This is a genomic window from Streptomyces hamibioticus (genome assembly GCF_047946815.1).
In the GTDB taxonomy this organism is placed as follows: domain Bacteria; phylum Actinomycetota; class Actinomycetes; order Streptomycetales; family Streptomycetaceae; genus Streptomyces.
In genome coordinates, this window is sequence record NZ_JBKKQY010000001.1 from 5,248,169 (window position 1) to 5,274,951 (window position 26,783).

At 70.2% G+C, this 26,783-nt stretch carries 19 protein-coding genes; 10 read left to right on the top strand and 9 right to left on the bottom strand.

The window, feature by feature from the left end; translation table 11 throughout:
- Positions 1-11: 11 nt before the first annotated feature.
- The 4 genes from ACLGIH_RS23705 to ACLGIH_RS23720 form a co-directional block, all read right to left on the bottom strand.
- Positions 12-1,199: an MAB_1171c family putative transporter gene (locus ACLGIH_RS23705; RefSeq protein ID WP_416527283.1), complete on the bottom strand. Its 1,188-nt coding sequence runs from the start codon at positions 1,197-1,199 to the stop codon at positions 12-14.
- 31 nt (positions 1,200-1,230) lie between these two features.
- Positions 1,231-2,409, bottom strand: a complete 1,179-nt coding sequence (locus ACLGIH_RS23710) for an MAB_1171c family putative transporter (protein WP_416527284.1) — start codon at positions 2,407-2,409, stop codon at positions 1,231-1,233.
- Positions 2,406-2,912 carry a toxin gene (locus ACLGIH_RS23715; RefSeq protein ID WP_416527285.1) on the bottom strand — a complete coding sequence of 169 codons (507 nt, stop codon included), beginning with the start codon at positions 2,910-2,912 and terminating at the stop codon, positions 2,406-2,408. The genes ACLGIH_RS23710 and ACLGIH_RS23715 overlap by 4 nt, the downstream gene beginning before the upstream one ends.
- Positions 2,913-3,008: 96 nt before the next feature.
- Positions 3,009-4,217: an MAB_1171c family putative transporter gene (locus ACLGIH_RS23720; protein ID WP_416527286.1), complete on the bottom strand. Its 1,209-nt coding sequence runs from the start codon at positions 4,215-4,217 to the stop codon at positions 3,009-3,011.
- A gap of 177 nt (positions 4,218-4,394) precedes the next feature.
- Here ACLGIH_RS23720 and ACLGIH_RS23725 point away from each other — a divergent pair, with 177 nt between their 5' ends.
- Genes ACLGIH_RS23725 through arfA form a run of 5 tightly spaced genes read left to right on the top strand, consistent with a single transcriptional unit; the run spans position 4,395 to position 10,090 of the window.
- Positions 4,395-5,753 (top strand): extracellular solute-binding protein, encoded by a 1,359-nt coding sequence (locus ACLGIH_RS23725; protein ID WP_416527287.1) that lies wholly within the window; start codon positions 4,395-4,397, stop codon positions 5,751-5,753.
- The gene (locus ACLGIH_RS23730; RefSeq protein WP_416527288.1) at positions 5,750-6,694 is read left to right on the top strand and encodes a carbohydrate ABC transporter permease; all 945 of its coding nucleotides are present in this window, start codon (positions 5,750-5,752) and stop codon (positions 6,692-6,694) included. Before ACLGIH_RS23725 ends, ACLGIH_RS23730 begins: the two co-directional genes overlap by 4 nt.
- Entirely contained in the window at positions 6,691-7,551 is an 861-nt protein-coding gene (locus ACLGIH_RS23735; RefSeq protein WP_416527289.1) for a carbohydrate ABC transporter permease, read from the top strand. The genes ACLGIH_RS23730 and ACLGIH_RS23735 overlap by 4 nt, the downstream gene beginning before the upstream one ends.
- Before the next feature lie 2 nt (positions 7,552-7,553).
- Entirely contained in the window at positions 7,554-8,543 is a 990-nt protein-coding gene (locus ACLGIH_RS23740) for an arabinan endo-1,5-alpha-L-arabinosidase (protein WP_416527290.1), read from the top strand.
- Positions 8,544-8,584: 41 nt separating this feature from the next.
- Positions 8,585-10,090, top strand: coding sequence for an arabinosylfuranosidase ArfA (gene arfA / locus ACLGIH_RS23745; RefSeq protein ID WP_416527291.1), 1,506 nt, complete (start codon positions 8,585-8,587; stop codon positions 10,088-10,090).
- Between the two features lie 28 nt (positions 10,091-10,118).
- Here the strand turns inward: arfA and ACLGIH_RS23750 are convergent, their stop codons facing one another.
- Entirely contained in the window at positions 10,119-12,854 is a 2,736-nt protein-coding gene (locus tag ACLGIH_RS23750; protein ID WP_416527292.1) for a beta-galactosidase, read from the bottom strand.
- A gap of 285 nt (positions 12,855-13,139) precedes the next feature.
- On the opposite strand from ACLGIH_RS23750, the gene ACLGIH_RS23755 reads away from it, so the two are divergent.
- Positions 13,140-13,790 (top strand): DUF4360 domain-containing protein, encoded by a 651-nt coding sequence (locus ACLGIH_RS23755; protein ID WP_416527293.1) that lies wholly within the window; start codon positions 13,140-13,142, stop codon positions 13,788-13,790.
- A 36-nt stretch (positions 13,791-13,826) separates the two neighbouring features.
- On the opposite strand, the gene ACLGIH_RS23760 is transcribed toward ACLGIH_RS23755, so the two are convergent.
- Positions 13,827-14,069 carry a DUF397 domain-containing protein gene (locus ACLGIH_RS23760; protein ID WP_416527294.1) on the bottom strand — a complete coding sequence of 81 codons (243 nt, stop codon included), beginning with the start codon at positions 14,067-14,069 and terminating at the stop codon, positions 13,827-13,829.
- Positions 14,066-14,917, bottom strand: coding sequence for a helix-turn-helix domain-containing protein (locus ACLGIH_RS23765; protein ID WP_416527295.1), 852 nt, complete (start codon positions 14,915-14,917; stop codon positions 14,066-14,068). Before ACLGIH_RS23765 ends, ACLGIH_RS23760 begins: the two co-directional genes overlap by 4 nt.
- Before the next feature lie 130 nt (positions 14,918-15,047).
- Between ACLGIH_RS23765 and ACLGIH_RS23770 the strand changes: the two genes are divergently transcribed.
- From ACLGIH_RS23770 to ACLGIH_RS23780, 3 genes are all read left to right on the top strand, one after another.
- Complete coding sequence (locus ACLGIH_RS23770) at positions 15,048-15,524, top strand: ATP-binding protein (protein WP_416527296.1); 477 nt, start codon at positions 15,048-15,050, stop codon at positions 15,522-15,524.
- A gap of 122 nt (positions 15,525-15,646) precedes the next feature.
- Positions 15,647-16,633, top strand: a complete 987-nt coding sequence (locus ACLGIH_RS23775) for an arabinan endo-1,5-alpha-L-arabinosidase (protein ID WP_416527297.1) — start codon at positions 15,647-15,649, stop codon at positions 16,631-16,633.
- Entirely contained in the window at positions 16,615-18,048 is a 1,434-nt protein-coding gene (locus ACLGIH_RS23780) for a family 43 glycosylhydrolase (RefSeq protein ID WP_416527298.1), read from the top strand. Before ACLGIH_RS23775 ends, ACLGIH_RS23780 begins: the two co-directional genes overlap by 19 nt.
- A gap of 23 nt (positions 18,049-18,071) precedes the next feature.
- On the opposite strand, the gene ACLGIH_RS23785 is transcribed toward ACLGIH_RS23780, so the two are convergent.
- Positions 18,072-18,278, bottom strand: a complete 207-nt coding sequence (locus ACLGIH_RS23785; RefSeq protein WP_416527299.1) for a transposase — start codon at positions 18,276-18,278, stop codon at positions 18,072-18,074.
- 682 nt (positions 18,279-18,960) lie between these two features.
- Here ACLGIH_RS23785 and ACLGIH_RS23790 point away from each other — a divergent pair.
- Positions 18,961-19,778 (top strand): IS5 family transposase gene (locus ACLGIH_RS23790; protein ID WP_416527300.1). Its coding sequence is split into 2 segments (ribosomal slippage): positions 18,961-19,312 and positions 19,312-19,778, totalling 819 coding nucleotides; the frame shifts between segments, so codons are not numbered across the junction.
- A 69-nt stretch (positions 19,779-19,847) separates the two neighbouring features.
- On the opposite strand, the gene ACLGIH_RS23795 is transcribed toward ACLGIH_RS23790, so the two are convergent.
- A complete protein-coding gene (locus tag ACLGIH_RS23795) occupies positions 19,848-26,129 on the bottom strand; it encodes a DNRLRE domain-containing protein (protein ID WP_416527301.1) in 6,282 nt (2,093 codons plus the stop codon).
- Positions 26,130-26,783 lie beyond the last annotated feature (654 nt).

Below are 26,783 nucleotides of genomic sequence, written 5' to 3' on the forward strand. Positions count from 1 at the left end.
AGTGCCGGCGGTCAGCCCTGGTTCCAGCCGTGGGCGGCCCTCACCGTACCTTCACATACGGCGCTCGCGGCAGGTGATGCGGCCAGCGCCTCCGCCAACTCCACCAGGCCACTGGGTCCGGAGACCTCCGTGGCGTGCAGCCGGTGGGTGCTCGGCGAGTCCAGCGGCGCCTCCCGCGCGGCGACGCGGCGCGCGGCGTCGGCGAGCATCGCCGCCTCCGCGGCCAGCCGGGCCTGGTGCGCGGAGCGGCCCGCCCGCAGCGCGGCCTCCCGCTCGCGCTCGCGCACCCGGTCGTCGAAGTACGGGGCCAGCGCCAGCAGGGCGTCGTGGATGGAGACCTCGCGCCACTGCAACCGCTCCCGCGGCGACTGCCACCAGGAGACCGGCGGCTTCGGCGCGGTCGACACGAACCGCAGCAGGGCCCACAGCGGACCGAGGCGCCGGTAGTCGCCCAGCCCGCGCCAGTGGGCGACGGCCGCGGGCAGCAGCCGGGGCAGCACGAAGCCGGCCGAGCAGGTGAGCGCGCCGAGCGAGGCCATCGGCGGGGCGATCACCGTGGACAGGAAGTCCAGGTCGTGCCCGGACCAACGGGCCACGATGGCCAGGTACTTGGTCAGCTGGAAGCCCACCACGTCCAGCAGGCACCCGGTCAGGATCAGCCGCAGCCCGGTCCGCAGCAGCCCGGTCACCTCGCGGCTCCACTTGACGCACACCGCGCACATCATCACCAGTGCGGCGCTGTGCCCGACCAGGTAGAGCAGGATCATCTCCCGCATGTACGGCGTGTTCGCGTAGTAGGTGTCGAGGTCGGTGAGCCGCTCGGTGCGCGCGTCCGCGAGGGCGAACAGCACGACGACGGCGACGATCAGCAGCGCGTAGGCGGCCATGGTGCGCAGCACCCGGCGCCGGACCCGCTCCCGGGGGCCGCCCCGCCAGTTGATCAGCAGGACGACCAGCGAGCAGCTGTACGCCGAGAGCATGCCGTAGGTCAGGGGGGCGCCGAAGTTCGGTACGCCGGTCCAGTCGTTGACGGCGGCCAGGGTGAGCGGAGCCGAGCAGACGAAGACGAGGGCGCCGAGGACGATCGCCGCGCAGGTGGACAGGGTCAACGGGTCGCTGACGGCCAGCCGGGGCCGGCGGAACAGCACGACGCAGGCCAGGCCGAACACGAGGGCCGCCAGATACACGACGAGGCTCATGCCCGTGGACTCCGTTCGGTCGGCGCCCGGTTCACGCGGCGCCCGTGGGGGTGGCGGCGCCGCGCTCCCGGGCGGCGCGTGCGGAACCGTTCAGCGCGTCGGCGACCTGTGCCAGCACGCCGGGCCCGGGCACCGGCAGCGGCGGGGGCTCGCCCCCGCCGCGTGCCACCCCGGTGACGGCGGGCCGTGCGGCCGCCTCCGGGACGGCGGTGGCGACGATCGCCGCCCAGGCGGCCGCCTCGGCCCGGTCCGGATCGTCCGTCTCGCGCAGCACGGCCTGACGGGTCCGCTCGTACAGGGACCGGTCCAGATGGGCGTCCAGGTAGCTCAGGGCGTTGTGGATGCTCGTCTGGCGCCACATCAGACGGGTGGTGGGGGAGGCGAAGCGGGGGCGGGGCAGCCGCAGCGACCGGGCGGTCAGGACGCCGGACAGCTCGCGCTCCAGCGGCGCCAGGCGAGTGTACATCCGCCGGGCCCGCCGCCAGTCCGCCAGATGCGGCCCGGCCAGCGGGATCAGCACACCGGTGACGGTGATCAGCGCGCCCAGTCCGGCCGCGGCCGGGGAGACACCGGTGGCCAGCACCGACCAGTCCCGGCCGCTCCAGTGGGCGCCCACGGCGACGAGCTTGGCGACGCTGTACCCGGCGTTGCACAGCGTGCCGATGCCGAGGACGGTCAGACCGACCCGGAGCGGGCCGCGCACCTGCCGGGCCCAGCGCAGCGCCGACACGGTGGTGACGCCGACGGCGGCGAGATGGCCGACCAGGTACAGCACGATCATGTGGGCGATGTACGGCGTGGTCGCGTAGTACGTGTCGAAGTCGGTGCGGCGCTCCACCGGAGCGTCGCCGAGGGCGAACGTCGTCGCGATGCCGATGACGACGCAGACGTAGCCGACGACCCAGCGGCGGGCGGTCCGGTGCACCCGCGGCCCGCCCCGCCAGTAGACGATCAGCACCTGGCTCGCGGCGCTGTAGGCGGTGATCGAGGCGTACGTCAGCGGCGCCGCGAGGTTGGGGGCGCCGGTGAGGCGGTTGACGGTGCCGACCGTCGGCGGGGCGCCGAGGAAGAAGCACAGCCCGGCCAGGGCCAGCACCGCGCAGATGGCCCGCAGGTAGGGGTCGCCGCGGTGACGTATCAGGTCCGGTGCCTTCACCAGCAGGCCGAGCCACAGCGCGGCGCAGCTGACGTAGTTGACCAGGCCGCTCATCCGCGGGTCCCGCGGTAGTTGAGCGCGGCCCCGATGCGGCCCGCCAGCCCCTGGGTGTCGTTGCCCCGCGCGGCGTACACGGAGTCCTCCGAGGCCTCCAGCCAGGTGCGCAGCCGGCGGCCCATCAGCATGCCGAAGCGGTCCGCCTCCTGCTCCTCGGCCAGGCTGAAGTCGGTGCGGGCCGCGACCGGCCGGGGGGCGCCCGGGGCGGCGGGAGGGGCCGGGGCGTCCGCCTGGCGGCGGTTCATGTGCCACACCTCGTGGCAGAGGATCACGATCTGGTGCCACACGGCGGCCCGCCGGTCGACCACCACGACGTCGTGCGTCTCGCCCTCCAGCCAGAGCCCGCTGGCGGTGTGCGGCGGGAAGGTCTCGCGGCGCACCACGATCTCCCGGCCCCGCCACGCGGCGACGGACTCCACCAGTGCCTCGAACAGGACCTCGGGGTCCGCGGGGATCGGTACCCGGATGGGGTCGATGAGAGCGTCAGCGAGGCGACGCATCTGCCTGCTCGTACGCACCGTTCTCCCCTTGCTCGCCTGGTTGCGCGGTCACCCGTGCAATATGCCAAGACAAACGTCCTCGGAGCCACCTCCGGTTCAGTCGGCGACCGGAACGTTGCCCTTCTGAGCCTCGGCGCGGGTGCGCACCGCGCGGATGTCGTCGGGGCGGCGCAGTGCCCGGGACAGGGCGCCGATCTCCCGCAGCAGCTCGGTGGTGTCGGGGTCGCCGGCGGCCCCGCCGGTGCCCGGCCGCTGCCGGGCGTCCACGGCGTCCAGGACGGCGACCGCCGCGGCCAGCGCCCTCGCCCGGTCCGGGGCGAAGCCCAGGCCGCGGGCGGCGGCGTAGCAGCGGCGGCGCAGTTCCTCGTCCAGACCGCGGGCCAGCGGCAGCAGCGCGTCGCGGATGAACGTCTCGCGGCGGGTCAGCCGCAGTTCGGGGCTGGAGCGCAGCACGAACGGCACGCCGCCGCCCTGGACGGTGCGCATCAGCGCGTACAGCGGGCGCAGTTCGCGGTGGGCGAGCCGCAACCGCCAGCGCTCGTGCAGATATTGGCCGGCGTGCGGCAGGATGAAGCCGATCGCGATGAGGACCGCGGACAGACAGGCCACCGGCGGGGCGACGTCGGTGTTGAGCCGGTCCAGATCGCCGCCCGTCCAGCGGGCGACGACGGCGGTGAGCTTGGCGGCGGCGAAGACCAGGTTCATCGCGTAGCCGAGACCGAGGAACTTCAGGCCCCAGCGCAGCCAGGCGTCGAGGCCGTCGGTGCGGATCCAGTTCCAGATCAGCTTGGAGGTGATGAGCACGGCCGTGGTGTGCGCGAGCAGGTAGAGCAGGATCAGCTCCCGCATGAACGGCTCGGTGGCGTAGTACGTGTCCAGGTCCTGGAGCCGTTCCACGGACGCGTCGGCGAGGGCGAAGAGCACCCACAGGGCGACGATGACGCCCGCGTAGCCGGAGACGACCCAGCGCCGGGCGCGGCGGGTCGCGGCCGAGCGGTCGGACAGGCCGTTGCGCCAGGCGATGATGAGCAGCAGACAGGAACCGCAGAACGCGGTCAGCAGGGAGTACACCCAGGGCGCGGAGATGTTGGGCACGCCCGTCACGCGGTTGACCCAGGCGATCGTCGAGGGCGCGACGAAGACGAACACGGCGCAGGCGAGCAGCAGCAGTCCGCCGACGGCGCGCAGCAGCGGGTCGCTCCAGAACCGGATGATGGTGGGCAGTTTGATGGCGAGGGCGGAGGCCAGGACGGTGGCCGGGACCCACCAGAAGTCGGTGTAGAACCCGCTGAGGAATCCGCCCATCGCGCCCCCTTCTCACCGCCGGTCCGCGGCGTTGTCGAGCGTACGCGCTGGAAAGTCCTGCGCAACCCATTGACGGGCGGGGCCCGCGAATCTACGGTCCCGTTCGAAGTTACGAGCGTCATCCGAGATATCGAACAGTGATGACGGAACACGGATCTCGCAACAGATGGGCAGGGCATGGGACGACCTGGCCTGAATCGCAGGCAACTACTGACCGCGGCGAGCGGCCTCACGGTCGCGGGCAGCTTCGGCTTCGCGGCGCTCGGGGCCGGGGCCGACGCGCTGGCCACCGGCGCGGACACCCGTGTGCGCTTCTGGAACCTCTTCAGCGGCGGCGACGGTTACAACATGATCGCGATGCTGGACGCCTTCCGCGCGGAGCACCCGGACATCGCGGTGAAGGATTCCACGCTCCAGTGGGGCAGCCCCTTCTACACCAAGCTCGCCATGGCGGCGGCGGGCAGCCGCGCACCGGAACTCGGCGTCATGCACCTGGGCCGCGTCACCGGCTTCTCGCCGGGCCGTCTCCTGGACCCCTGGGACGTCGGCCTGCTCGCGAAGTACGGCGTGAAGGAAGCGGACTTCAACCCCGAGCTGTGGAAACGCGCCGTGATCGACGGCAAGCTCTACGCCCTGCCGCTCGACATCCACGTCCAGCTCTGCTTCTACCGCAAGGACGTGCTGAAGCGGGCGGGCCTGCTCGACGCCGACGGGCGGATGGTGACCGCGACGTCGACCGACGAGTGGTTCGCCATGCTGAAGGAGGCCAGGAAGGCCACCAAGAAGGGGCTGCAGACCATCGGCCTGTGGCACAACGACCAGAACTTCCAGTGGTGGTTCTTCGTCGCCTTCTACACCCAGCTCGGCGGCACCTGGTTCAACGAGGCCAACACCGAGGTCACCTTCGACACCGGCAAGGCGGTCCAGGTCCTGGAGTTCCTGCGGCGGCACATCACCGACGGATACGCCAACCCGAACTTCGGGGGCGGCGCGGGCGCCGAGCAGTTCGTCAACGGCTCCCCGTTCGCCTGGGAGGGCAACTGGTCGGTGCCGGTCTTCGACAACGCGAAGATCGACTACGGAGCGACCCCGCTGCCGCCCGTCTTCGGCAAGCCGGCCACCCACGCCGAGTCGCACGCCTTCGTGCTCCCGCACCAGGCCGGCCGCGGCGGCGCCACCAACGAGGCCGCGCACCGGCTCGCCGCCTACGTCGTACGGCACGCCCGGCAGTGGGCCGCCGGCGGGCACATCCCCGCCTACACGCCGACCCTGTCCACGGACGCCTACCGGAAGCTGACCCCGCAGAGCGAGTACGCCTCGGCGATGGACCACCAGGCCACCGAGCCGAAGGTGTGGTTCGCCGGCTCCACCGGCATCCTCGCCCAGCGGGTCGGCCCGATCGTCGTCTCCTCGACGACGGGCTCCGCCAGGCCCCAGGCCGCGGCCGGTCGGATGAAGAGCATGCTCACCCGGCTGCTCGCCGCCAAGAACCCCATGGACGGCAGGACCGCCGCGCAGGGAGGTGCGGCCACATGACGACGACCAGTGCCGAGACCGTCATCCCCCCGGTGCGTGCCAGGGCGGCCGCCGCCCGGAGCGCCCCCGTCCGCCGCAGACAGGGCCTCCAGCACGGCGGCTGGTTCATCGCCCCGTTCCTCGCGCTGTTCGCGCTGTTCGTGATCTGGCCGCTGCTGCGCGGCCTCTACCTCAGCTTCACGGACGCCAACATCTCCGGCGAGGGCACGAGCTTCGTCGGCCTCGACAACTACCGCGAGGCCCTCGGCGACCCGCTGATGTGGGACTCGCTCGGCCACAGCGCCTTGTTCACGCTGCTCGTCGTGCCCTGCCTCACGGCCCTCGCCTTCCTCCTCGCGATGCTGGCCCACCACATCGAGCGCGGGAAGTGGCTGTGGCGGCTGTGCTTCTTCATGCCGTTCCTGCTGCCGTCCACCGTCGCGGCCAACCTGTGGCAGTGGCTGTTCAACCCGGGCACCGGCATGATCAACCACGTCTTCGGCATCGACACACCGTGGCTGACCGACAAGTCCTACGCCCTGCTCGCCATCGTCGTCTGCACCCTGTGGTGGACGGTCGGCTTCAGCTTCCTGCTCTACCTCGCCGCCCTCCAGGGCATCCCCGCGCACCTCTACGAGGCGGCCAAGCTGGACGGCGCGAACGCCTGGCACCGCATCGTCCACATCACCCTGCCGATGCTGCGCAACATCACCGGACTCGTCGTCGCCCTGCAGATCCTCGCCTCGCTCCAGGTCTTCGACCAGGCCGTCGTCATGCAGGACTTCGGCCCGGGACCGGAGGAGTCGACCCGCACCTTCGTGCAGTACACCCTCGAACAGGGCTTCACCAGCTACCGCGTGGGCTACGCCTCCGCGATCTCCATCATCTTCTTCGTGCTCATCGCGGCCGTCGCGCTCGCGCGGATGTGGCTGCTGCGCAACCGTGAGGAGGGCGGCCGATGACCACCGCCGCACAGATCCGCGTCAGGCCGCGCCGGCCCTGGACACCCAGCCAGATCGCGCTCACCCTGCTCGGCGCCGCCGTCTCCGCCGTGTTCCTCTCGCCGCTCGCCTGGGCCCTGTTCACCTCGCTGAAGTCCGAGACCGAGGCCGTCGAGGTGCCGCCGCACTGGCTGCCCGAGGACTGGACCGGCCAGGCCTGGTCGGGCATCTTCGAGACCGGCAACCTCACCAACTGGCTCGTGAACTCCCTGGTCGTCTCCGTCTGCGTCACCGCCGTCGTGCTGGCCGTGGCCGCGCTCGCCGGATACGGCTTCGCCCGCACCGAGTTCCGCGGCAAGGGCGTCCTGATGGGCGTGGTGATGGCGGGACTCATGGTCTCCCCGGCCGTGCTCGGCGTCCCGCTGTTCACCACCGTCCAGCAGATGGGCATGGTCGACACCTACTGGGGCATGATCCTGCCCCAGTGCGCGCCCGCCGCGATGGTCTACATCCTCTACAAGTTCTTCCAGGGCATCCCGCGCGAACTGGAGGAGGCCGCCTTCATCGACGGCGCGGGCCGCTGGCGGGTGTTCTTCACGATCATCCTGCCGCTGTCCCGCCCCTCCCTCGCGGCGGTCGGCATCTTCACCTTCATCAGCTCGTGGAACAACTTCCTGTGGCCCTACATGGTGACCAACAACCCCGACCTGATGACCATGCCGAACGGCATCGCGACCGTCATGAACTCCTACGGCATCCAGTGGGCCCAGCTCATGGCCGGCGGCCTGATGGCGGGCCTGCCCCTGATCATCGTCTTCGTCTTCTTCCAGCGGCAGATCGTGGCGGGCGTCGCCCACACGGGATTGGCAGGACAGTGACCATGCGCACACTCCTCACCGCCGCGGCGACGGCCACGGTCCTGACCCTGCTGCCCCACGCGGCCCAGGCGGCCGAGAGCTACCCGGACCCGCGCCCCGTCACCGGCCAGCAGATCATCCACGACCCCACCGTCATGCGGCTGAAGTCCGGCGGCTACGTCGCCTACTCCACCGGCGGCATCATCGGCGCCCGCCTCTCCGAGGACGGCAAGCATTGGGACGACGCGGGCAACGCCTTCGCCGAGCCGCCGGGCTGGTGGTACGAGTACAACGACACCGCCGACCCGTGGGCCCCCGACCTCTCCTGGCGCGACGGCCGCTACTGGCTCTACTACGCCGTCTCCTCCTGGGGCAGCAACCACTCCGCGATCGGCGTGGCCACCTCCCGCACCGGCCTGCCCGGCACCTGGACCGACCACGGCAAGGTCTTCTCCTCCGAGACGACCGACCCGTACAACGCCATCGACCCGGCGGTCGTCAAGGCCGACGGCACGTTGTGGATGTCCTTCGGCTCGTACTGGTCGGGCATCCGCATGGTCGAACTGGACCCGCGCACGGGCAAGGCGGCCGACGGCGCCACGGTCCACCACCTGGCGACCCGCCCGGACGAGCCGTACGCCGTCGAAGGCCCGGCGATCGTCAAGCACGGCCGCCACTACTACCTCTTCGCCTCCTACGACGCCTGCTGCTCGGGCGTGGACAGCACCTACAAGATCCGCGTCGGCCGCTCGACTTCGGTCACCGGCCCGTACGTCGACAGCACCGGCAAACCGATGCTGGAGGGCGGCGGCGACCTCCTCCTGGAGGGCCACGGCCGCTACATCGGCACCGGCGGCCAGTCCGTCTTCAAGGACCGGGGCGAGGACTGGCTGGCGTACCACTACTACGACGCCGAGGACGAGGGCACGCCCAAGCTCGGGCTGAACCCCTTGGACTGGAAGAAGGACGGCTGGCCCGTCGTCCGCCAGGGGCGCGGGGAACTGCGCGAGTGACCACGACGAACCCGCACCGAAAAACGCACCGAAAGGACCCCATGCGAACCGCCCGCTTCACCCTCGACCCCGCCTTCGCCGTCGCCGAGGTCAACCCCCGCCTCTTCGGCTCGTTCGTGGAACACCTCGGCCGCTGCGTCTACACCGGCATCTACGAACCGGACCACCCCACCGCCGACGAGGCGGGCCTGCGCCAGGACGTCCTGGACCTCGTCCGCGAACTGGGCGTCACGGCCATCCGCTACCCGGGAGGCAACTTCGTCTCGGGCTACAAGTGGGAGGACTCCGTCGGCCCCGTGGAGGAAAGGCCCCGCCGGCTCGACCTGGCCTGGCGCACCACGGAGTCCAACCGCTTCGGCCTCTCCGAGTTCATCGCCTTCCTGAAGAAGGTCGGCCCCCAGGCCGAGCCGATGATGGCCGTCAACCTCGGCACCCGGGGCGTCGCGGAGGCCATCGAACTCCAGGAGTACGCCAACCACCCCGCCGGCACCGAACTCTCCGAGCGCCGCATCTCGCACGGCGACAAGGACCCCTTCGGCATCAGGCTGTGGTGCCTGGGCAACGAGATGGACGGCCCCTGGCAGACCGGCCACAAGACCGCCGAGGAGTACGGCCGCGTCGCCGCCGAGACCGCCCGCGCCATGCGCCAGATCGACCCGTCCGTCGAACTCGTCGCCTGCGGCAGCTCGGGCCAGTCGATGCCCACCTTCGCCGAGTGGGAGGCGACGGTCCTCAAGGAGACCTACGACCTCGTCGACTACATCTCCCTGCACGCCTACTACGAGCCGCTCGACGGCGACGTCGACTCCTTCCTCGCCTCCGCCGTGGACATGGAGTCCTTCATCGAGAACGTCGTCGCCACCTGCGACCACGTCGGTGCCCGCCTGAAGTCCAAGAAGAAGATCAACCTCTCCTTCGACGAGTGGAACGTCTGGTACCTGTCCCGGACCGACGCCGAGGTCAGCGCGCTGGACTGGCCCGAGGCGCCCCGGCTGCTGGAGGACAACTACAGCGTCACCGACGCGGTCGTCTTCGGCTCGCTGCTCATCGCCCTGCTCCGGCACGCCGACCGCGTCACCGTCGCCTGCCTCGCCCAGCTCGTCAACGTCATCGCCCCGATCATGACCGAGCCGGGCGGCCCGGCCTGGCGGCAGACGACGTTCTTCCCCTTCGCCCAGGCCTCGCGGTACGGCCGCGGCCAGGTCCTCGACGTCCGGGTGGACTCACCGACGTACGAGACGAAGAAGTACGGCGAGGCCGACCTCCTGCACGCCACCGCCGTCCGCGCCGACGACGGCACGGTGACCGTCTTCGCCGTCAACCGCGGCCGCACCGAACCGCTGCCTCTCCAGGTGGCCCTGAACGGACTGGACCTCGGCCGGGTGGTGGAGCACAGCGCCCTCGCCGATGCCGACCCCGACGCCCGCAACACCCTCGCCGAGCCCGACCGGGTCACCCCGCACCCGGTCGAGGGCACGGAGCTGCGCGAGGGCGTGCTGCACGCCGTCCTGGAACCGCTGTCCTGGAACGTGATCCGGCTGGCGTAGGCGGTACCAACGTCCCCGGACAGCACACCTAGCGGCCGGGGGAGTCCACCGGTGTCACCGGTACTCCTCCGGCCGCCGCGCCCAGCAGTTTCAGCCGTACCTCACCCGGCCCGGCCGGCGTGTCGCCGTCGGCCAGGACGGCCAGCGCCAGGGTGTTGGCGGCACCGCGGGTGCGCAGCAGGCCGCCCGGCAGCGCGAAGGTGTGCGGCGGGCCGCCCCCGTTCACGTACTGCCCCAGGTTCCAGCCGTTGAGGAAGACCTGGACCCGGTAGGCCCGGCCCGGGTCGTCGGCGAGGGCGAGCCCGATCGAGGCGTCCACGTCCGGAGGGACCTCCAGCCGGAAGGCGGTCCGGTACCAGGTGACGCCCTGCCGCCGGTCGGCGCGCGGCAGCGTGACGGCCTCCCAGCCGCCGTCGTCGTGGCCCGGCAGATGCCAGCCGTGCCGCTCCCCGTACAGGCCGCCGTTGTTGAGCGGCCCGCGCACCGGGTCGGGCCCGGCGGCCCCCTGCAACCGCCACCGCACTTCCGGCACCGCTCCCTCGAAGCTCGCGCCGATCAGCCCGCGCGCCGTCTTGTGGGTGCCGCGGGCGTCGGCCTCGGCGCTGTGCCCCATGGGCCGGACCAGCACGGAGAGCACCGGCGTCCCGGTGGCGCCGCCCGCCCGCAGCCGCCCGCGCAGCCGCGCCGGCACGGGGAAGCGGGCCGTCGCCGTCCGGGTGCGCCGCCCGGCGGCGGCGTCGTCGGCCTCCGGCATCCGGCGGGTGCCCAGCGGCTCGCCGTCCAGCCAGGCCATCAGCACACCACCGGTGCCCGCACCCCAGGTCAGGGACACCGACTCCACACCCGCGGCGTTCGTCAGGCGCCCCCGGTACCAGACGTCGCCGTAGTGGAAGCCGTAGTCGTCGGCGAACAGCACGGGCTGGTGACCGGGCACGGGCGTCGGGCCGGCCGACGTCCGTTTGTCCGCGACCGTCCAGTCCCCGTCGTCGAAGCCCGGCGCGGACTCCGGGTTCTCCGTCCGCCGCCGCCAGCCGCCGAGCACGGGCAGCACCAGGGACGGCGCGGCCTGCGGCCGGCGTTCGGCCGTCATGCTCCCGTCCAGGCCGCGCTTGTCGCGGAGCACGCCGCCGTTCCAGCTGACCTGTGTGGCGCCGTGCGGGCCCCACACCTCCACCCCGAGGTCGTCGACGACGTCGCCGGTGAGCACGACGGTGCCCTCGCGCACGGCGGCGGAGCGCAGCAGCGCCGGGCCGTAGACGAGGAACGTGCCCGACGGGACCGTGCACGGCCACAGGCGCAGCGAGGTGTCGTCGTCGGCGAAGAGCAGCAGCAGCGTCCGGTCCGATCCGCCGCCCTCGACCCGGACCCGGGTCAGTCCCCCCTCGCCGAGCGGCGCGGTCACATGCAGCCGGCCGCGCTCGTACGCCCAGGCCGCCTCCCGGTCCAGCCGCGTGGGCTGCGGATCGCTGGGGCAGTCCAGCACGACGTGCGCCGTCTCGCCGCGCCGGCCCGTGAACACGGCGATGTCCCAGCGCCCGGCGGTCAGGAACGCCATGGGCTGGACGGTGGCGTAGGCCAGCTTCCGCCGCCCGCCCATGGTCAGCCCGGTGACGAGCAGCCGGGCGTCCCCGGCCGGCAGGGTGACCGGCGTCTCGACGGCGGTGCCCGGCAGCCTTGCGGAGACGGCCGTGTCGGCGTCGTTGCGCAGCACGTACACATGGGCGCCGGTGTCGGGGTTGGCCAGGTGGGTGACGGCCAGCCGCTCGTCCGACGCCCGCACCTCGGGCGCCCGGTCCAGCCGCGCCAGGTCCGGGACGTGGCGCAGCAGGTGCCCGAGCTGGTGGGTGACGGCCAGCTCGTCCGTCGGCTGCCGTCCCGCGTCAATGGCGGCCCCGGCCCCGTGCGCCGCGGTGGCGCCGGCCGCGGGCAGCCAGCCCCACGAGGTGCCGCCGAACGCCAGCGAGACGTTGGGACGCGCGCCGCCCTCGGCCAGCCGTGCCAGCCGCTGCTGCCGCTCGTCGGCCGCACCGTGCGTCGGCCGCCGCTCGGCGTACCCCCGCACCAGGGGGACGTCGATGCCGTCGGCGCGCACCTTGCGGCGCAGCCGGGTCCGGTACGCCGAGTCCGGAGCGTCCTCCAGCTCGTAGAGCAGGACCGTGCCGCCCCCGCGGGTGTACAGGTGCCGGGCGGCCACGGCGTCGACCGCCGTCAACCAGGCGTCGGCGTGCCGCAGATAGCCCGGGTCGGTGGTCCGGGCCCGCGCCTCGGCCGCCGTCAGCCACCCGGGGAGGCCGCCGGCGTCGAGGCCGTCCCCGCCGAGGTACGGCCCGGGCCGCAGGATCACGTACAGGTGCTCCTCGGCCGCCGTGCGCAGCAGCAGGTCCAGGTCCCGCACGCCGGTGAAGTCGTGGCGGCCGGGTGCGGGGCAGTGCTGGTTCCAGGGGACGGGGACGCTGACCGCGTTGTATCCGTGCGCCCGCATCCGCTGGAGCACGTCCCGCCACAGCGACGGGCTCGGCAGCCGGAACGCGTGCAGTTCGCCCGGCCACAGCAGCAGCCGGCGGCCGTCCACCAGCAGCGAGCTGCGGTCGAAGCCGACCTGGTGCCGGCGCCCGTCGGCGGTGGGCGGCGGCGGGGGCGGGCCGGTGAGCACGCCGAGGCCGGCGTCGGAGGGGTGCGCCGTACCGATGCTGCCGCCGCCGAGCGTGAGACCGAGCACGGTGGTGCCGGCGAGGGCGCTGAATGTACGTCTGGTCAGCTCCAAGGGAGCGCCTCCTGTTGCCTGTGCTGTGCGGCGTGCCCGGTGACGAACGGCGGGGGTTCACGCGCCGTTCATCACCGGGCCATTGTGTACGTCCGCGCGGTGACGGCCGAATCCCGGTGCGCGTGGCGCCGGACGCCCGTGCGTTTCACGCCCGGATGTGCGGCTGTGAATGGCCGGAGAGCCATCTGTGCGGGGAGGGGACGGGGCGTACGTTCTGGCATGCGCATGACGCGCACAGGATGTACACGGCACGTGCACACCCCCCATGCAACGGATGGGAGAACCATGGCCGGTGGCCTGTTCCTGAGCGGCGCGATCGCCGCGCTCCTCACCTCGGTGCTGCCCGCGCAGCACCCCGCCGACGGGTTCGACGACCCGCCCCCGGACCGGATCGTCATCAAGGTCGCCACGGTGAACGGCTCCGGCTGCCCGCAGGGCACCGCCGCCGTCGCCGTCTCCGGGGACAACACCGCCTTCACGGTGACCTACAGCGACTACCTCGCCCAGGCCGGCGGCGGCTCCGACCCCACGGCGTTCCGCAAGAACTGCCAGCTCAGCCTGATCGTCCACGTCCCGCAGGGCTTCACGTACGCCGTCGCCGGCGCCGACTACCGCGGCTTCGCCGCCCTCCAGTCCGGCGCCCGCGGCACGCAGCGGGCCTCGTACTACTTCCAGGGCTCCCCGAACACGGAGTACCGCACCCACCCCTTCAGCGGCCCGTACAACGACAACTGGCAGGCCACCGACAGCACCGAGTGGGCCCAACTGGTGTGGGCGCCCTGCGGAGTCCAGCGCAACTTCAACATCAACACGGAGCTGCGGGTCAGCGCGGGGTCGACGTCTCCCGACAAGGTCAGCTTCATGACCATGGACTCGACCGACGGTGACATCAGCACGATCTATCACCTGGCCTGGAAGGAGTGCCCGCGCAAGTGAGCCCGGGGGCCGCCCGCCGGGCGGGCGGCCCGACGGTCACTTCGTGACGTGCGTGAGGAAGTCATCCCAGGCAGTGGGGGAGAGGGCGAGCTGAGGCCCTTGTTTGTCCTTGGAGTCGCGGACGTGGACGGTGCGGGGGCAGGTGGCGATCTCGACGCAGTCGCCAGAACCGCTGCTGCTGTAGCTGGACTTGTGCCAGGCGAGGGCTACTTCGACGCAGTCATCGCCAGAACCGCCGCTGTAACTGCTCTTGAACCAGGCCAGTTCGCTGGTGCTCATAGCTCTCCTCGAATCCGCTGCAACAGGCTCATCGAGTCCTTGAGAGTGAGAGCCTGCGAGCGCATCCTGACATACCGCATCTGGAGCATGCTGACCACCTTTGGGTCAGCGATGAACTGGCCGCTTTCCTGCCCCTCGCAGTAGGCGAACCACTTGTTCTCCGGAGTCTCCAGCAGCCGCATGGGACCGTCCAACCCCGCGTGGGTCTCCTGCTCGGTCGGCATCATCTGGATGTCCACGTTGCGCAGTCGGGCGATCTCCAGCACGTGGTCGATGAGCTCCCGCGTGACCTCCACCCCGCCCGTGTGCCGTCGGAACAGATGCTCTTCCAGAATGAAGCCGAACGCCGTATTCGGCCGTTCCCGCAGCAGCCGTTGGCGCTCCGCCCGCGCCACCCACTGCGCCTCGATCTGTTCGTCGCTCAGCGGTGGGAGTTGGTTCGTGAACAACGTCCGCGCGTACGCCTCCGTCTGCAACAGTCCGGGAATCAACCGGCATTCGTACGTGTACAACGTGATCGCCGTGGCCTCCAACTGCGCCCACCGCCGAAACCACGCCGCCAGCCCCGGCTGCCGGGCCAGATGCTGCGCCGCCCGCTGTAAGGCGCCCGTGTTGCCCAGCACTCCCTCGGCCCGTTCCGCGAACCGCGGATCTGGCATCCGCCTCCCCAACTCCACCGACGCCACGGTGTGTTTGGACAGCCCCACCAGGCCCCCGAACTCCTCCCGGCTCAACCCGGCATGCTCCCGCAGGGCCTGGACGACCGCCCCGAACGTCCGCAGACTGTCCGAGGACTCCGGCTCGCCACCCGTCCCGGCACCGCCCGTACCCGCCACACCATCGACCACCGTCGGCCACCTCCCGCCGCCATGGTCACGGCCGGTGACGAGTACCGTCCAGCCCGTCACCGCGTACGCTCGCGCAGCGTACGCGCCGCCTACCTGGTAAACCGCCACCGGACACAGCCACATTGGCCGCATGACCCCACCGCACACCCCTCAATGGCCGGTTACCGTACGTGTGTTCACCCAGCGCCTCAGCGCCACCCCGCGCGGCGCCCGCCTGGCCCGGCGCCTCGCCCTGACCCAGCTCCACGCCTGGGGCATCCCGCACGGCAGTGACACCTCGGAGGCCGTCGCCGTGATCGTCACCGAGCTGGCCGCCAACGCCGTGACCCACGGCCGCGTGCCCGGGCGGGGCTTCGAACTACGGCTGTCACTCCCCACGGGCAGCATCCGCATCGAGGTCAGCGACACCCGCACCGACGCGCGACCCCCCAAGCCCGGAGACGTACGGCCGCCCCACCTCCTGGACGAGCGCGGCCGCGGACTGGTCCTGGTCGAGGCGCTCGCCGACCGGTGGGAGGTGCTGGACCGCGAGCCGCAGCCGGGCAAGACCGTTCGCGCGGAGGTCGACGTACCGGGATGTCTGCCCCTCTTCGGTGCCCGTCGCTGACCGCTGTTGCTGCGTAAACCATTGACGCGCAAAGGGTTCGATTCTACGGTCCGTTCGTTCGAACTTGCGAGCTCTGTCCGAAATATCGGACAGTGAACCCCATCCCCGCAAGGAGGACCCGCGTGAGCCGCACCTCCCGCACTCTCCGCAAGCGCACCACTCTGATCGCCCTCCCCACCGCCGCCCTGCTGGCCCTCATCCCCTCCACGGCCTCGGCGTACCCGAACCCCGGCCGGGTCACCGGGTCCGTCGTCACGCACGACCCGACGATGATCCGCACCTCGTCGGGGGAGTACCTGCTCTACGCCACCGGCGGCGGCATCTCCCACAAGACCTCGTCCGACCGGATCGCCTTCCGGGCCGGCGCCGACGCCTTCGCCTCGCGCCCGAGCTGGTGGTCGCGGTACTCGTCGGTCCCGGAGGCCTGGGCCCCGGACATCTCGTACCACGGCGGCAAGTACCTGATGTACTACTCCGTCTCGTCGTTCGGCTCGAACACCTCGGCCATCGGACTCGCCGGTTCCACCACCGGCCGGCCCGGCAGCTGGACCGACCACGGGATCGTCTACACGTCCAGTTCCTCCAGCGACTACAACGCCATCGACCCCAACCTCTTCGTCGACGACGACGGCAAGTGGTGGCTGTCCTTCGGCAGCTGGTGGACCGGCATCAAGATGATCCGCATCGACCCGTCCACCGGCAAGCAGCACGCCTCCGACCGCACCCGTCACTCCCTCGCCTCCCGCCCGACCGGCACCAAGGCCGTGGAGGCCCCGTTCGTCGTCAAGCGCGGCGGCTACTACTACCTCTTCGCCTCCTACGACACCTGCTGCGCGGGCACCAGCTCCACCTACAAGGTGAAGGTGGGCCGCGCCACCAGCGTCACCGGGCCCTACCGCGACCGCAACGGCGTCTCGATGATGAACAACGGCGGGACGCCGGTGCTGGAGTCGCACGGCAGCGTCATCGGACCCGGCGGCCAGTCGGTCATGAAGGACGTCGACGGCGACCTGATCGTCTACCACTACTACGACGGCAACGACAACGGCACGCCCAAGCTCGGCATCAACCTCCTGGACTGGAGCAGCGGATGGCCCGTCGCCTACTGACCCTGCTGGCCGCGCTGCTGCTCGCCCTCTCGCTCGGGCAGCCGTCGGCGAGCGCGGCCTCGTTCGCCAACCCCGTCAAGGCGGTCAAGGGGGCCGACCCCTGGATCGTCCACCACGACGGCGACTACTACCTGGTGTCGACGAGCTGGACCGACGTCATCACCATCCGCAAGGCGCCCACCCTCGCCGGGCTCGCCACCGCCCCGAGCGTGCAGGTGTGGCGGGGCGACGCCGCCTCCCGGTGCTGCAACATCTGGGCGCCCGAGCTGCACTTCATCGACGGCCGCTGGTACCTGTACTACGTGGCCGGGCAGAACGTCGCCGACTACAACCCCACGCAGCGCAGCCACGTCCTGCAGAGCGCCGGCTCCGACCCCATGGGGCCCTACACCTACCGCGGACAGCTCAACTCCGCCTGGATGCTGGACCCGACGGTGGCCACCATCGGCGGGCAGCTGTACCTCTTCGGCAGCACGCACGACGGGACCCAGAACATCGTCGCGGCACGGATGTCGAACCCGTACACGGTGAGCTCCTCGTTCTCCACCGTCTCCAGGCCCACGCACGACTGGGAGCGCTCGGGTGCCCCGGTCAACGAGGGGCCGGAGATCCTTCAGCGGGGCGGCCGGACCTTCCTGGTCTACTCGGCGAGCGGCTGCTGGACGCCGGACTACAAACTCGGGCAGCTGGAACTGACCGGCACCAGTCCCACGTCCGCCTCCTCCTGGACGAAGAAGCCCGTCCCCCTCTTCCAGCGCAGTGACGCCAACGGCGTCTACGGGCCCGGGCACAACGGCTTCTTTACCTCGCCGGACGGCCGGGAGAGCTGGATCGTGTACCACGCCAACGACTCCGCCTCGGACGGCTGCGACAACGGCCGGACGGCACGGGCGCAGAAGTTCACCTGGAACGCCGACGGGACGCCGAACCTGGGCACCCCGGTGCGGCTGGGCGCGTCCCTCGCCGGGCCGTCGGGGGAGCCGTCCTCGGCCTCGACGACGTACACGGTCGTCAACCGCAACAGCGGCAAGTGCCTGGACGTCGCCGGCGGTTCGGCCGCCGACGGCGCGAACGTCGCCCAGTACACCTGCCACGGCGGCGCCAACCAGCGATGGCGTCTGGAGGACCTCGGCGACGACACCCACCGCCTGGTCAACGTGGCCTCCGGCAAGGCGCTCGACACGGCCGACTGCTCCGCGGCCGACGGGGCCGGGCTGCGCCAGTGGTCCTGGCTGGACAACACCTGCCAGCGGTTCCGGTTCCTGGCCACGGACGGCGGTCACGTCCGCATCGTCAACCAGGCCACCGGCAAGGTCGCCGACGTCGCGAACTGCTCCACTGCCGACTCCGCCGACGTCCGGCAGTGGACCTGGCTGAACAACGCCTGCCAGCAGTGGCGGCTGACGCCCGTCTGATGGCGGGTCCTAGCCCGCGCGTTTCACTTGCTGCGGTGTCCGGATCCTGACCGGAAAAGCGAAAGTGCCTTCTGAGTCGGCGCCCGCCACTTGATGCCGTTGTCCACGAGATACCGGATGGCATCGAGCATCGCGCGGTGGCAGTACGCCTCCGGCTGCCCTCCCCGGCCGCGTATCCAGCCCGGCACCGGCAGCAGCGGCCGGACGGCAACCCACTCCTCCTGTGTCATGTCCGACGGATACCGGCGCTCGCGCATCGGGTTGTCGGCGGTGTTTCCGAACCGGTGAGCCAGACAGTCACACGCGAGAGAGTGGCCGAAGTGGACTCCGCCCCCCCCGCGGTGGCATACAACTGCAACAACAGGGCCTCCTGGCGCACGACTTGGCGTAGACACCCACCGAGCTGCCAAGAGGCCCTGTTCCCATGCCCAGCACCGGCCGCGATCACCCGAACGAGACTCCCGTTCGACGAACACCGCTCAAGATCGAAAAGACAACAACTTCTAAAGGGCACAGCCGCGCAGAGACCGGCGCACCCATGGGGTGGCAGGCCACCCACTTCTGGACCCAGGTCGGGCGCCGCTGCCCACCCAGTGCTCGATCTGATCAGCACCTGTAGCCCCCGCTCCCCTTGCCGAAGAACTTCAGGTCTGCTCGCTCCTCTCCTTCCTGATGTCCCTGATTCCTTTGATTGTGTAGAACGTTACGGCGATACTCAATGCGATCTCGCATGCACCCCACAGCCTGGACCAGCCGTCCTCTTGGACATTTCCAATCCCACTCACCAGCAAGAAAGGAAGGAAGAAAAGGAGGGGTGACAGTTTATACTTACCCATGAGTAAACTCCCTTAGAGGTCCTAACAGAAGTTGTTGATCAAGTAACCATCGGCTTGTCTGCTCGTTGGGCGGGTCGTGGGGAAGCGTCAGTCGCGGCCGTGGATCGTGTCGGACGAACTGTGGTCGCTCATCGAGCCGTTGCTGCCCGAGCCGGGGCCGAAGCTGGTGGCGGGCCGTCCGCGGGTGCCGGACCGGCAGGCGTTGTGCGGGATCCTGTTCGTGCTGCACACCGGGATCCAGTGGGAGTACCTGCCGCAGGAACTGGGCTTCGGCTCAGGTATGACCTGTTGGCGGCGGCTGGCCGAGTGGAATGAGGCCGGCGTGTGGGAGCAGCTGCATCTGGTCTTGCTGAAGAAGCTGCGGTCGGCGAAGAAGCTCGACTGGTCGAGGGCGGTGATCGACTCCTCCCATGTGCGGGCGGCCCGCCGGGGCCCAAAAGCGGTCCCAGCCCGGTCGACCGAGCACGGCCGGGCAGCAAGCACCACGTCCTTGTCGACGGGCAGGGCATCCCGCTCGCGGTGTCGCTGACCGGCGGAAATCGCAACGACGTCACCCAGCTCCTGCCCCTGCTCGACAAGGTCCCACCAGTCGCCGGCGCCGTCGGCAGGCCGCGGCGACGGCCGGACATGCTCTTCGCGGACCGCGGCTACGACCACGACCAGTACCGGCGGCTGCTGCGGAAGCGAGGCATCCGGCCCGCGATCGCCGAACGCGGCCAGCCCCACGGCTCCGGCCTGGGCATCTTCCGCTGGGTCGTCGAACGCACCGTTTCCTGGCTGCACGGCTTCCGCCGCCTGCGCATCCGCTGGGAACGACGCGACGACATCCACGAAGCCTTCCTCGGCCTCGCCACCTGCCTCATCACCCACCGACACGTCCAACGCCTTTGTTAGGACCTCTTAGAGCGACCTTCACCCTGAGCCGGTAGGGGGTCACACTCGCCCCCCTACCGGCCCGGTTGGCTATCGGCAACTATTCTTGCCGGTATATCTCCTGCATACGGAACGGCGACCTGAATGGGTCAGTGCGTCATTCCACTCGTTTCGGAACTTTCGATTGCGGTTCCAGTTCCGGTAGTCGTTCATCACGGTTTGGGCGCCCCATCCCGCGAGCGCACAGGCGGCAAACCTGCCCCCTGAGGAGGCGCATCGCCTGATGGTCTTTCTAGGGTTCCGTATAGCTTTCCAGGCCCTCCGCACGGTTTTTGTGCGACCGAACGGAGTGACAAGCCCAACTCCTCCGAGCGCCATTTTCCCGGAGAAGTATACGGAGCGCCAATTCGGGTTACGCCCTATACGGGTCATCTTGTTCGTGAACCGGTTCCACTGCTTCTTTCCCCAGCTCCATCTGCCGTCCAGGTCGTAGCGGTTGAGCGGGTCGGCGTGCACGTACTCGTAGGCATTGGCGTTGCCACCCGCGATGGGGTCGACGGTCAGGAAGCGTCCGATGGTGGGGTCGTAGAGGCGAACACCCATGAGAGTGATGCCGTTGGGGGTTTCGCTGGAGCGTTGCTTGCCACCGAGCCAGCCGTAGCGGGCGGGGTCGGTGCCCGGCAGGGGGTTGCCGTACTCGTCGTAGGTGTTGACCACGGGAGTGGTGTCGTCCACCAACGGGATCTGTGTGCCGATGTCGCCGTGCAGGTTGGCCAGTTGCAGAGTGACTGCGCCGGTCGCACCGGTGGTGGCGATCAGGTTTCCGGTCAGGTCTTCGAGGCTGCGGCTGATGGCGCCGTTGCCTTCTGCGATCCAGTCCGGGCTATCGCTGTCGTTGCCGTAGTGGTTGCTCTTGGTGGCGGCTGTGCCCCAGGTGCCGTCCTCGGACTGTTCCTCGGTGCTCCATGAGGCCAGACGTCCGGCCACGTCCAGGTTCCACGTCGTCCGCTTGGAGTCGGCGGTGATCTGGCGGACAAGGTCGTTGGCGTAGTAGACGTACTGGGCGCCACCGGCCTGTGCCGTGGTGCGGCCGAAGGCGTCGTAGACGGTGCCGGAGCTGAGCAGCCGGTCGGCACTGTCGTAGGTGTGGTTGACGGTGTTGGTGGTGGGACTGCCTCCATCGACATCGTCGACCGTGGAGGTCAGCGAGGTGCGGTTGGTGTTGTCGTCGAAGCCGTAGGCGCGGTGCGCGGTGACACCCGCCTGGGAGTCGTCCACCTTGGTCAGGCGGCCCGCCGCGTCGTAGGTGTACTCCCGGTAGGCGCCGCCTCCGGTGTAGGTGCTGTGGGATACGACCTGGTCGTGGATGCTCTGGCTGGTGGACTCGCCCTGGACGGTCCAGCCGGACTCCCAGTGCCAGTAACGGGAGGTTTCGGTGCCGGTGGGGTCGAGGTTGAACTCGACGTCCATGTTCCACGGCAGCTTCTGCTTGTAGAGACGGCCGTCGGAGTCGTAGAAGCCGGTCACGTCACCGATGGTGCCCATGACCGAGTCGTGGACCCTGGTCGGCAGGCCGGCGGGGCTGTCGTAGTCATAGGTGACCGTGGAGGGGACCGAGTCGGTGACGCGGATGCGGCGGTCGCGGTTGTCGTACTGGGTGCGGGTGGTGTTGCCCGCGCCGTCGTCGTAGCTGATCTCCCTACCGAGGAGGTCGGTGGTGCGGCGGATGGTGGCGGTGCCATTGGTGAGGGTCGCCACTGAGCCGTTGGTCGGCTCGTAGGTGGTGGTCTGTGCCGGTATCGCGTTGCCAGCGCCGCCCGTGATCTTGGTCTGGGTCAGGCGTCCGGCCGTGTCGTAGGTGTTCTCCGTGGTGCGGGTGACACCGTTGGCGGTTTCGGTGACCTTGGCCGGGTTTCCCCACCGGTCGTACTCGGTGGTGGTGAGTGGCAGTTCGTCGGGGTTGGAGCCGCCTCCGGTGATTCTGCCGGCGGGGCCGGTGGTGCAGACCAGGTCGGCCCATTCCGGCCGTCCTTCACAGATGCCGGTGCCGGTGGCGGACCAGTAGCGGGTCACCGTGGCGCCGGCGTCGGCGCCGTTGGACTTGGGCAGGGTCGTCTTGGTGATCCGGCCTTGGACGTCGTAGCTGGTGGTCTTGGTCAGCTTCAGTCCGCCCGGGTCGGTGACTTCGCTAGTGGGCAGGCCCTTGGCCCAGTCGTAGGCGGTGGTGGTGGTGCGTACGTCGCCGTCGGTGGGGTAGCCGTCGATCGCCGCGCCGACCTGGGTGGTGGTGATCTGGTCGGTGACCGTGGCGGTGCCGTCGGTGGGCCGTCCCTCGTCGTAGCGGTTGACGGTGTGTTCGCGGGCGGCGACCTGGACTCCGGCCGGGAGGTCGGGGCTGTCCTCGTCGCCCTTGAGGGCCTTGGTCAGGGTGACCAGGTGCAGCGGCCCGGATTCCTCCAGCTTGCGTTTGCCGTCGGCGGAGTACTCCGAGACGGTGGCGAGCTTGCGGGCGCGTTCGGCCGGGGAGTCGGCGAGGATGCCGAGTTCGCTCTGGGTGTTGACCTGGTAGTCCGCGTTGCCCAGGGCGAGTTCCAGGTTGGTGGCGGTCAGCTCGAAGACGGTGTTGCCGAACCGGTCGTACTGCTTGGCGGTCAGGTGCCGGCCGGGCAGGCCGGTGTTGGCCTCGCGGCCGGAGGCGTTGGTGTAGGTGATGGTGGCCTTGTCGTAGTCGGCAGCGCCCAGGTCGCCGCCGGTGTGGGAGGCAGGCACCTGGTCGGCGGGGAAGACGGCGGTGGCGTCCGTCGGCGCCTCCGTCTGGCCCCACTTCGCGGTATCGGCGGGCGAGACCTGGTTCGGGGCCTTGGTACCGGACAGCGGTACATCGTAGACGAGAGAGGTGGTGGCCTTGCCGCCGTCCTGCTCGTCCTTGGTTCCCGCCTTCAGCGTCGGACGGGCGACCGCCAGCAGCATGCCGTCACCGGCTGCCGCGTTGGCGCCGGCCTTGCCGTACTGGAACGTCCAGGGCAGTTCGCCCGGCGGGGTCATGGTGACCACACGTCCGGCGCTGTCGTAGGTGTAGGTCGTCTTCAGCGCCGGGGAGATTCGCGGGTCCCACTGCTCGCGCAGGCGGCCGGTGCTGTCGTAGGTGTACTGGGAGACGACCGTGGCGGTGGAGGTCGACGCTCCCGGGGCGGTGGTCCACATGCGGATCCGCGTAACCTGGCCGGCCACGTCACCGAGCGTGCTGCCGCTCGCGGTGGTCGTGGTGGCGTACTGGTACTCCAGGATCCGGCAGCCCTTGGTCGACGGCGTGCCCGCGCAGGTGGCTGCGGAGACAGCGGAGGAAGGCGCGATCACGTACTTGGGGCGGGCCAGGGTCTTGCCGTCCACGGTGACCTTTTCCGAGATCACGGTCGTGGTGGAGTTCTCCGTGGGCAGGAAGGTTCTCGACAGCTGCCAAGTGGTGGCCGCGGGGTCCAACTTGGTGAACGCCGACGTGGTGCCCTCGGTGTCCTTCAGCGTGAAGGAACCGGTCAGCGAACCGGTCAGGGAGAGGTCCTCAGCTCCCGTCTCCGGTTTCCAGCCGCCGCCCGTGGTGGCGGTGAAGCCGGTCTCCTCGCCGTCCACGTCGACGACGGCCACCGAGGTGGCCGAGGTCTTGCGGACGTAGGCCCAGTCACTGTCGGAGAGTTCGGCCACGGTGCCCGCGGTCCACTGCGGACCGAAGATTGCTACCTGCCCCTCCTGCTGCGCCCCGTTCGCCGGGCGGCGGGAGGAGAACGTACGGGCCGCGGTCAGGCCGAACCCGGAGGCGTCGGTGGCCGACAAGCCGAAGTCACCCGTGAGCGTGTTCACGCTGCCCGGGCCGATCTCCTCGCTGGGGGCCTGACCGGCGTTGCGGTCCACCGTGATCGTGCTCGCCGGGGAGGCATCGCTGGTGCTGCCGTCGGTGAACACCGCGCGGACGTCCACCGGGCCGTCCTCACCGAAGGTGTCGGTGACGTTCCAGATGAGCGCTTCGGCGCCGCCTGCGGTGACCTTCGCCGGCCACGCCGTCAGGCTGGAGCCGTCGGCCTTGCGGCGGACGTCCTTGACGGGGATGTCCTTCCAGGTGTCGGCCTCGCCGCGGCGGTACTGGTAGCGCACCCCGGTGTCGCCGGCCTTGCCCTCACCGGTCAGCTCGGCACGCCGGGCGGGACGGTCTCCGTCACCCGGGGTGAGCAGCGCGGCGCCGGAGCCGGCGTAGAAGGTGTAACTGGTGCTGGAGGAGACGTTGCCGGCCGCGTCCTTGGTGCGCGCGTTCAGGGTGTGCTTGCCCGCGCGGAAGGCCGGCTTGCGGGTGACAGCCGCTCCCGTGGTGGCCGCCGACTGCCAGGTGCCGCCGTCCAGGTTCCACTGGACTTCCTTCACATCGCTGGCCGGCGGGGTGAAGGTGAACGTGCCGGTGAAGTCACCGTTGCCGTCCGGCGTCCCGGACCACTGACCGGCGGGGAAGTCGGTGGAGGACACCTTCGTCGTCGCCGGTGCCGTGGTGTCGACCGTGAGCGTGCGGAAGCCGGACCAGGCACTGTTCGCAGAGCCATCGGTAGATCGGGCGCGCCATTTGTAGCTGCCTGCCGGCAGGGCGGTGCCCGGCTTCCAGGACGCCTGCGCGCCGGAGGCGACGTAGCCGCTGGAGCCCGTGCGCAGTGCACTGGTGCCGTTGGACGTCCACACCTCGAAGTCGAACTTGACCTGCGAGCCGTCGCCGTCCAGCGCCTTGGCTGACAGGGTCGGGGTGGTGACGTTGGTGGCGGCCGAGGCCGCCGGGGCTATCAGGGTCGGGACCTCGGGGACGGAGTTGTAGGTCACCGACAGATACGGTGCGTTGGAGGCGGCGTTGCCGGAGTTGAACCGCTTCCAGCCGTAGGGGTCGGTCTCGTCCGAGGCGCGCAGGCCCAGGTGGTTGGTGGCGTTGCCGTTGGACGTCCATGCCTGCACCAGTGAGGTGGCGTCGATGTTGACCCAGCCGTCGTTGCAGGAGCTGGAGTAGCCCTTGGTCTGCGTGCTGGTCGCGTACTTTGTGCCCCAGTTGGGCTGGCTGGTCCAGCGGGTGCTCGTCGAGGCGGCCCCGGTGCTGTACAGGTCCCAGCCCTTGGCCGTACACGACCAGGAGTGGAACTCGTACAGGTTCAGCTTCGCCGCGGTGATCTGCTTCCCGGTGATGTTCTTCATCGGGAAGGACAGGAAGGAGCGGGCCACCTGGCTGGAGCCGTTGTTGCCGATCTTCAGCTCGGTCGCGGCGGACTGGTCGGTGGTGTAGCCCTGCTGGACGAAGGTGTCGAAGCTGGCGCCGACGTTGAGGGTGGGGTCGATGGTGACCGGGAACTGCGTCTTGTCGTCCGCCAGGAACTTCGCGTCCGGGGTGAGCGTGAGGGTGATGGTGTCGCCGTCCTGAGCGACCTTCACCCCGACCTTGGCGGTGTGCCTGTGCTCGCCGGAGTTCTTGTCGGTACGGGCGTCCCACATCACCGGCGACGGCAGGATGCCGGCCGTCTTGCCCTTGGCGTCGGTGAAGGTGACCGCCCCGTCCTCATGCGCCTTCGCGGTCAGACCCTTGGCCCTGAGGCTGTAGGTCACCTGACCGTTGGCGTCGACGGCGGAGCGGTCCTTCAGCTCAAGGAACTGCTCGTAACCCGTCCGCGTCGACTCGATCAGCAGGTCGGTGGCCGGAAGCACATTCTCGTACCGGGCGACCGTGTCCTCGGCACCCTCGATGGTGGGCGTGGGCAGGGCGCCGTACCAGCCGAGCTGCATCTGCCGGCCCGCACGGTCCTCCATGGTCACCAGCGGCACCGGTGCCGCAGTGCTCTTCGATCCGGCCGCTTTCAGGCCCTTCGGGGCGGCCTTCTTGCCCGCGAGCGTCAGCCCGTGAGGGTGCCCCTTCGCCGTGATCGACCCGTCCTCGGCCTGCGTCAGCGACGCGTCGACACCGTGCCACGCACCGTCGTCTCCCTTGAAACGGATCGGGCCGGCATACGCCTCCTCCGTCACCGTGCCATCAGGGTTGACGTATGTGGTGGAGGTCTCCGACCGCGCATCAGTGGCCTCGATACGCCGGTTCTGGATCTTGGCCTTCAGGCGGGCAGCCGCCACCGACCCAGCAGTGGCAGGGCCGAGATCCTTGGCCGCCTTGGCGTCGGCCGCCGGCCGCTCGTGCGGCAGGGCGACGGACTGGCCGGTCGACCCCACCACGACGGCAGCCTCGGCCGCCATCAGCAGCGTCACCGCCACGGCAACCGGTCGCCACCGGCGCAGCGACGGCGGTGGCAGGTACTCGTACTCCGAGTCGGCGGCCTCATGCCGCGTGACTCTGCGGAACACATGGGTCATGTGAGCTTCCTCGAATCGATGCAAGGACACCCCGAGGCAGCCATGACGACACGGCGTTGCCTCAGCGGGTGTGGTGGAGCAGTAAAAGAAGCGCCCTTTGGGGCGAGCAGTTCAGGGACGTCCGCCGCAGGCTCGCCGCGGCCATCCGGGGCGGTGCCACGAACCCGGTGGCCGGCGTCTGCTCCTCAAAGCGAACCCCTCTGGCAACAGTCAAGGGACCGCTCGTTTCCCGCCAGCGCCACTACGGCGCACCACGCAGGCCATGGGCCATCAACTCAGCGTTGGGCAAGGGAACTTCCGACGGAGCACCGCTCTGACTGCTTCAGGCCCTTTCCAGCCAAGGCCCCGTGGCCGCCGACTCTGATCGCCCGTCATCCATGGCGGTGTGCGCTTGACTCCATCGCCGCCTCAGACACCGGGATGGATCCGGCCGACCGTGCAAGGAGAGGCACGCCGGCCAGTGGACCTGAGCAGCCGCGGGAACGGCACGCTTGGGGGCGCCGGCAGAGCAACGGTCGCCACGGACAGCCACAACGGGGTGTCGGCACCGCGCCGAAGCACCGAACAGCGCGTGCACAGCAGCCAACCTGCCTCGAAGTCATATGTGCGGACATATCCATCGCAGCATGTGCAGGCCGGACAGCCGCTTCAAGA